This is a genomic window from Vibrio sp. V03_P4A6T147 (assembly GCF_002241085.1).
GTDB lineage: Bacteria > Pseudomonadota > Gammaproteobacteria > Enterobacterales > Vibrionaceae > Vibrio > Vibrio anguillarum.
This window is the reverse complement of the sequence record NZ_NDIO01000189.1, coordinates 1-6,564: the sequence shown is the minus strand read 5'-3', so window position 1 is coordinate 6,564 and position 6,564 is coordinate 1. Positions and strand designations below refer to the sequence as shown.

5 protein-coding genes, 1 pseudogene and 1 other annotated feature are annotated in these 6,564 nt (G+C 42.9%); of the genes and pseudogenes, 3 read left to right on the top strand and 3 right to left on the bottom strand.

What is annotated here, in order from left to right; genetic code table 11:
- Window positions 1-165 precede the first annotated feature (165 nt).
- From clpB to rluD, 3 genes are all read right to left on the bottom strand, one after another.
- On the bottom strand, window positions 166-2,742 hold the full coding sequence (gene clpB / locus B9J84_RS07630; protein WP_088720938.1) for an ATP-dependent chaperone ClpB: 2,577 nt from the start codon (window positions 2,740-2,742) through the stop codon (window positions 166-168).
- Between the two features lie 107 nt (window positions 2,743-2,849).
- Window positions 2,850-3,575, bottom strand: a complete 726-nt coding sequence (gene pgeF, locus B9J84_RS07625; protein WP_026028074.1) for a peptidoglycan editing factor PgeF — start codon at window positions 3,573-3,575, stop codon at window positions 2,850-2,852.
- On the bottom strand, window positions 3,575-4,549 hold the full coding sequence (rluD, locus tag B9J84_RS07620) for a 23S rRNA pseudouridine(1911/1915/1917) synthase RluD (RefSeq protein ID WP_094123871.1): 975 nt from the start codon (window positions 4,547-4,549) through the stop codon (window positions 3,575-3,577). Before rluD ends, pgeF begins: the two co-directional genes overlap by 1 nt.
- 155 nt (window positions 4,550-4,704) lie before the next feature.
- Here rluD and bamD point away from each other — a divergent pair, with 155 nt between their 5' ends.
- The 3 genes and pseudogenes from bamD to pheA form a co-directional block, all read left to right on the top strand.
- Window positions 4,705-5,430 carry an outer membrane protein assembly factor BamD gene (bamD, locus tag B9J84_RS07615; protein WP_013857531.1) on the top strand — a complete coding sequence of 242 codons (726 nt, stop codon included), beginning with the start codon at window positions 4,705-4,707 and terminating at the stop codon, window positions 5,428-5,430.
- Window positions 5,431-5,878: 448 nt separating this feature from the next.
- Window positions 5,879-6,202 (top strand): ribosome hibernation-promoting factor, HPF/YfiA family, encoded by a 324-nt coding sequence (hpf, locus tag B9J84_RS07610; protein ID WP_094123870.1) that lies wholly within the window; start codon window positions 5,879-5,881, stop codon window positions 6,200-6,202.
- Between the two features lie 108 nt (window positions 6,203-6,310).
- Window positions 6,311-6,430 (top strand) — a sequence feature (Phe leader region).
- A pseudogene (gene pheA / locus B9J84_RS16325) lies at window positions 6,359-6,564 on the top strand (bifunctional chorismate mutase/prephenate dehydratase); the annotation flags it as partial. Its footprint overlaps the feature before it by 72 nt.

The following is a 6,564-nucleotide window of genomic DNA, read 5'->3' as shown; positions in this document are numbered from 1 at the left end:
AACTAGCACTGCCCTGACAACGAGGCGCATTATAGGTAGTTTAGCGAAGGACACAAGTCTTAAAATGAAACTTTCTCATAAAAACGAACCAACAGCTCACAAAAGAACCAATAAGAGTAATTTTCAAACAAAAGGGCCATTTCTGGCCCTTTTGAATGTAAATGTTTAGTCTTGATGAGCAATAATTTGGTCATTGCTAACAACTAGCTTAACTTTTTTATCCGGTAGGATTCTTCCTGCCAAGATTTCTTTCGCTAATGGATTTTCAACGCTTTGTTGAATAGCGCGTTTCAATGGTCTTGCTCCGTAAACAGGATCAAACCCAACTTGAGAAATCAGCTCTAACGCTTTTTCAGATACTTCAAGCTGATAACCTTTCTCTTCCATTCGTTTACCAAGACGGGCTAATTGAATAGAAGCGATCGATTTAATTTGTTCTTGCGCCAACGGATGGAATACTACACTTTCATCCACTCGGTTTAAGAACTCTGGTCTAAAATGTTTACCTACAATCTCCATTACCTCTTTTTTAATGCCTTCATAATCCAAGCTTGCGAATTTTTCTTGAATTTGTGAAGACCCTAAGTTTGAGGTCATAATTACCACTGTATTACGAAAATCAACTGTGCGTCCTTGTCCATCAGTTAAGCGCCCATCATCTAATACCTGTAGCAGGATATTAAAGACATCAGGGTGTGCTTTCTCAACTTCATCCAACAAGATAACCGAGTACGGTTTACGACGAATAGCCTCGGTCAAGTAGCCACCCTCTTCGTAGCCCACATAACCTGGAGGCGCGCCGACTAATCGTGCTACTGAGTGTTTTTCCATAAACTCAGACATGTCGATTCGCACCATGGCATCTTCACTATCAAACATAAAGTTTGCGAGTGTTTTACACAATTCAGTTTTACCCACACCAGTTGGCCCTAAGAATAAGAAGGAACCAATCGGTCTATTTGGATCAGATAACCCAGCTCGGCTACGGCGAATCGCATTTGATACCACTTCGACGGCTTCAACTTGTCCGATAACTCGTTGATGCAGCGCATCCTCCATTTGCAGCAGTTTTTCTTTCTCAGCTTCCAGCATTTTAGAAACTGGAATACCAGTTTGCTTTGAAAGCACTTCCGCAATTTCTACATCAGTTACTTTGTTGCGCAGCAAAGTCATCTCTTGCATTTCAGCTTGAGTTGCAAGATCGAGCTGCTTTTCAAGTTCAGGAATTCGGCCATATTGAAGTTCTGACATACGGTTCAAGTCACCCGCTCTACGTGCGAAATCCATATCCATACGCGCTTGCTCTAATTCGGATTTAATATGCTGAGTACCCGAAAGAGCTGCTTTTTCCGCATTCCAAACTTCTTCCAGCTCGGCAAACTCACGCTCTTTCACTTGTAACTCTTCGTTTAACACCTGTAAGCGTTTTTCACTCGCTTCATCGTGTTCATTCGTTAGCGCTTGTTGCTCAATTTTTAGCTGAATAATTTTGCGCTCAAGCTTATCTAAAGATTCTGGCTTTGAATCTATTTGCATTCGAATACTTGAAGCGGCTTCATCGATCAAGTCAATCGCTTTATCGGGCAACTGGCGATCAGAAATATAACGGTGCGATAAGCTCGCAGCAGCAACAATAGCGGGATCGGTGATCTCCACATGGTGATGGAGCTCATAGCGCTCTTTCAAACCACGCAAAATAGCTACTGTGTCTTCTACGCTAGGTTCATCAACCAGTACCTTTTGGAAACGTCGCTCAAGTGCCGGATCTTTCTCTATATATTGACGATATTCGTCCAAAGTCGTCGCACCGACGCAGTGTAGATCTCCTCGAGCCAGAGCGGGCTTAAGCATATTCCCCGCATCCATTGCGCCTTCGCCTCGACCTGCACCGACCATAGTGTGCAACTCATCAATAAAGAGGATGACATTACCCTCTTCTTTCGCTAGCTCGTTAAGCACCGATTTTAAGCGTTCTTCAAATTCACCACGATACTTAGCCCCTGCGACCAAAGACCCCATGTCTAATGACAATACTCGACGACCACGTAGACCTTCTGGCACTTCATTATTAATAATGCGCTGCGCTAACCCTTCCACAATCGCCGTTTTACCTACACCGGGCTCACCAATAATCACGGGGTTGTTTTTGGTCCGGCGTTGCAATACTTGAATGGTGCGACGAATTTCATCATCACGCCCGATGACAGGATCAAGTTTGCCTTGTTCCGCTCGTTCAGTTAGATCTATTGTGAATTTCTCAAGCGCTTGTCTTAGCTCTTCTGCATTTGGATCATTCACTTTCTGACCTCCACGCACTTTTTCTATTGCTTCAGAAACTTTTTTCTCGGTAAGCCCTATTTCTTTGAGTAATTGACCAAGCGCACCCTTATCTTCTAGTGCGGCTAGCAAAAATACTTCCGAAGAAATGTAGGAATCTTGCCGTTTTTGCGCGAGTTTATCGCACAAATTGAACATAGTACCCATTGCGCTAGAAAGCTGAACATCACCACCGATACCGCTAACTTTTGGCAAACGATCTAATATCTCACTGAGCTTCGAGCGCAATTGCATAACGTCCACACTTAACATAGTAAGAAGTGGACGAATTGGACTGCCATTTTGATCGAGCAATGCCACCATCAAATGAACAGGCTCGATATATTGATGATCACGGCCTAATGCCAATGATTGAGCATCAGAAATGGCAATTTGAAATTTGCTTGTAAATCGATCAAGACGCATACCAACTTTCCTCACCTTAATTGAGAAACTAATCTTACGTAGCTAAAGATGGCTACGCACTAGTGCTTTTTCAAGGGGCAAGTTAGGGAAGATTGATCTTGCGTAAGTTACTCTTCGATCCAAATAAATGAAGCTTGGCGACCTGTGATTCCGTCGCGTCGATAGGAATAAAACTGATGAGGATTATGGAAGGTACAAAGGCCGCTATCTGATATTTCTGAAACACCGCATTGATGCAACCTTAACGTGGCTAACTGTGCAATATTTGCTAGCCATTTTCCATTCTCTTGAAGAGAAAATGCAGCCTTTGCTTTGGTATTTTGATCAACAAAGGCATGGTATACATCATCACCGACTTCAAATGCCGTAGGACCGATAGCAGGACCGAGCCAAGCTAGGATATCACTAGAAAATTTGGCGAGCGCATTTTCGAGTATCCCATTAGCTAAACCGCGCCAACCAGCATGAACTGCAGCCACTTCGCTGCCTTGGTGATTAGTGAGTAGAACAGGTAAGCAATCAGCGGTCATTACAGAACAAACCACATTATGCTGATGGGTAAAAACACCATCGGCACTCAGAATCTGCTGAGTAGGTTGAGTAACCTCTAGCACTTGTGTTGAATGCGTTTGTTCAAGCCAAATAGGTTCAGAGGGCATCGCCGCTTGCTGCGTTAGCCATTGGCGATTTTTTTCAACGGATAAAGGATCATCCCCAACATGCATGCCTAAATTCAGCCCTTGATAAGGAGCTAACGAAAAGCCACCGACTCTAGTCGAGGAGAAAGCTTTTACATGTTTAGGTGCATTCCAGTTAGGGATGATCTTCTGCATTAGAACTCGTCTTTTTTATTCAACTTAGCATCTACGCGTAAAGCTTCCGCCATAATGATCATATCGTCAGGTACTGGCGCATGAAATTCTAGCATTTCACCAGTCACAGGATGCTCAAGTCGAAGCATAACGGCATGCAAAGCCTGACGTTCAAAACCACGGATCATATCGGTCAGCTCTTGCGTTGCCCCTTTCGGAATGCGAGCGCGGCCACCATAGGCGGTATCCCCAAGCAAAGGATGCTGTAAATATGACATATGCACACGAATTTGGTGAGTACGGCCCGTTTCTAAACGCAAACGAAGTCGCGTATGTTCACGAAAATGCTCGGCCACACGATAGTGAGTTACCGCTGGTTTACCCATCGGGCTTACCGCCATCAATGTACGTTTTGTTGAGTGGCGGCCAATCGGCTTATCGATCATCCCACCAGCAGTCATAGTACCGATCACAATCGCTTCATATTCACGCGTAATCTTACGCTTTTGCAACGCTCGAACTAAGTGTGTTTGTGCAGGAACCGTTTTAGCGACCACCATTAGACCAGTCGTATCTTTATCCAAACGATGCACAATCCCCGCACGAGGTACTTCTGCAATAGCTGGATAGTGGAACAACAGTGCATTTAAGACTGTGCCATCTGGAGTACCCGCGCCTGGATGAACGACAAAATCTCGTGGTTTGTTGATGACCATAATATCGTCATCTTCATACACGATATTTAAAGGTATATCTTGCGCTTCCCAACGCTCTTCATCTTCAAGCTCGGCTTGGACCGTAATGATTTCTCCCCCCATGACTTTCGTTCTTGGTTTAGTGATCACCTCACCATTGACCTGAACTTTGCCTTCTAAAAGCCACTCTTTTAGACGTGAACGAGAGAAATCTGCGAATAATTCAGCGACAGCTTGGTCTAAACGTTGACCTAACTGGCTATCTTTTACTGTATTTGTTAATTCAATCTGCTGAGCCATATCGAACTTTTTTAAAAACCGTGAGACTAATAGCGTCTAGTATGGATAAAATATGGCGTCATTGTATCTGTTACTGCTAAGAAAGTAACGAAACGATTTGTAAAGCGATTACGCACTCAATTAAGAAGCATTAATTCAAGGAAACGACTCCTGTCATGAAACACCACACTTTATCAGGCTTACTCGCATTATCACTGTTATTTGGCTGTTCAAGCAGCGAAGAGATTGTCCCTGATGTGCCGCCTTCTGAATTATACTCAGAAGCGCAAACCTCACTGCAAAGTGGTAACTGGTTAACGGCCATTCAAAAACTTGAGGCGTTAGATTCACGTTATCCCTTCGGCGCGTATTCAGAACAAGTTCAACTTGACCTTATTTACGCTTACTACAAAAACGATGATCTTGCGTTAGGTTTAGCGACCATTGAACGCTTTACCCGTTTGAATCCAACCCATGAAAAAATGGATTGGGTACTCTACATGCGTGGTTTGACGCATATGGCGCAAGATCGCAACTTCATGCATGACCTATTTAATGTCGATCGCGCGGATCGTGATCCAGAACCGGTAAAAGCTGCGTTTGCTGATTTTAAGAAACTGCTGCAACGCTACCCAACAAGCCCTTATGCAGAAGATGCTCATAAACGCTTATTCGCGTTAAAAAATAGGCTGGCTGAATATGACCTTGCCACAGCTGATTTTTACTTACGCCGTGAATCTTGGATTGCGGCCATCAACCGTGCTCAGGAGCTACAAAAAACGTATCCAGACACTGAAGCGGCTCGCAAATCATTACACATTCAGTTGGAAGCGTATAAACAGCTCAAACTGAACGATGCCATTGCCAGAACTCAAAAGTTAATTGCACTCAATCCACAATAGTTTGCAATAAGCTTAGGTACGCCATGAAAACCACTCACGCTTTGAGTGGTTTTTTTATTTGGAGTCGATGGGAATAATAACACGCCAGCAAAAGACGGCTGGAAAATGAGTGGTGCAGGGAAAACTGAAATAAAAAGGGAGGTGTTCAAAACATCGTTAGAATAAAGATCACAAAAAACACTTGAATAAGAAATGAGCAGCGCTCTTTTTAGGCAGCAAAAACACCCTAAAAATGGTAAATTCTTAGCTTGATCTTTTAACCAATCTATCCAGATTGATAGGAATCACAAGCTTTTTCTTTACTCTTTGTCAGCACTCTTTGCGTGAGATCACGTTTAAACTCGCCCTTTGAAATCACATTCAATAAAGTGATCTATATCACATTACTTTAGTATTAAATCAGTAATCTGAAGTTAACCCATGAGGGATGCAACAGAGGAAAACATCTATGAAAGTAACTATCACTGGTAAAAATATCGACATCACCTCTGCAATCCGCACTCACATTGAGAGCAAATTTAAAAAACTAGAAAAATGGCAAGTGGATATCATAGGATGCCAAGCTAGCTTTAGTGAAGAGCCCAATAAACAAAAAAGATTCGAAGCTATTATCACGGTACCCAAAGGACAATTAGTCGCTTCTGCAACCCACGAAGATCTTTACGCAGCTATCAATGAGGTAGAACAAAAATTAGAACGCCAACTCAACAAACTGCGCCATAAACCGGAAGCTCGTCGTACCGACAAACCGGAAGTAGAAGAAGTTGAATAAAATTTAATATGATGAAAAATAGCGCTTTCAAGCGCTATTTTTTTGCTTGACGCTCTACGGTTGCTTGCTTATTGTGTCTTTACATTCAAAGAGAAATCACCTTCTTATGCACTTAACCTCACTGTTCTTTTTTGACTTCTTTTTTCTCCAATAACCTTGGAGGCATGGTCGTTGACAGAAGATAAGTCAAAAACGAACAGGAAGCCTCCCACTGGGAGGCTTTTTTACAAGGACATTTTTATGACTGAAAAGCACTATTCACTTGAAGAGATCCGCTTGCGACTGAACGAGCTTGATGATCAACTGCTAAACCTACTGGCAGAACGTCGAAAGTTCAGCATTGAAGTCGCTAAAAGCAAAGT

Coding starts and splice junctions, on each gene's coding strand:
- clpB (WP_088720938.1), bottom strand. CDS start 2,742: ATGCGTCTTGATCGATTTACAAGCAAATTTCAAATTGCCATTTCTGAT.
- pgeF (WP_026028074.1), bottom strand. CDS start 3,575: ATGCAGAAGATCATCCCTAACTGGAATGCACCTAAACATGTAAAAGCT.
- rluD (WP_094123871.1), bottom strand. CDS start 4,549: ATGGCTCAGCAGATTGAATTAACAAATACAGTAAAAGATAGCCAGTTA.
- bamD (WP_013857531.1), top strand. CDS start 4,705: ATGAAACACCACACTTTATCAGGCTTACTCGCATTATCACTGTTATTT.
- hpf (WP_094123870.1), top strand. CDS start 5,879: ATGAAAGTAACTATCACTGGTAAAAATATCGACATCACCTCTGCAATC.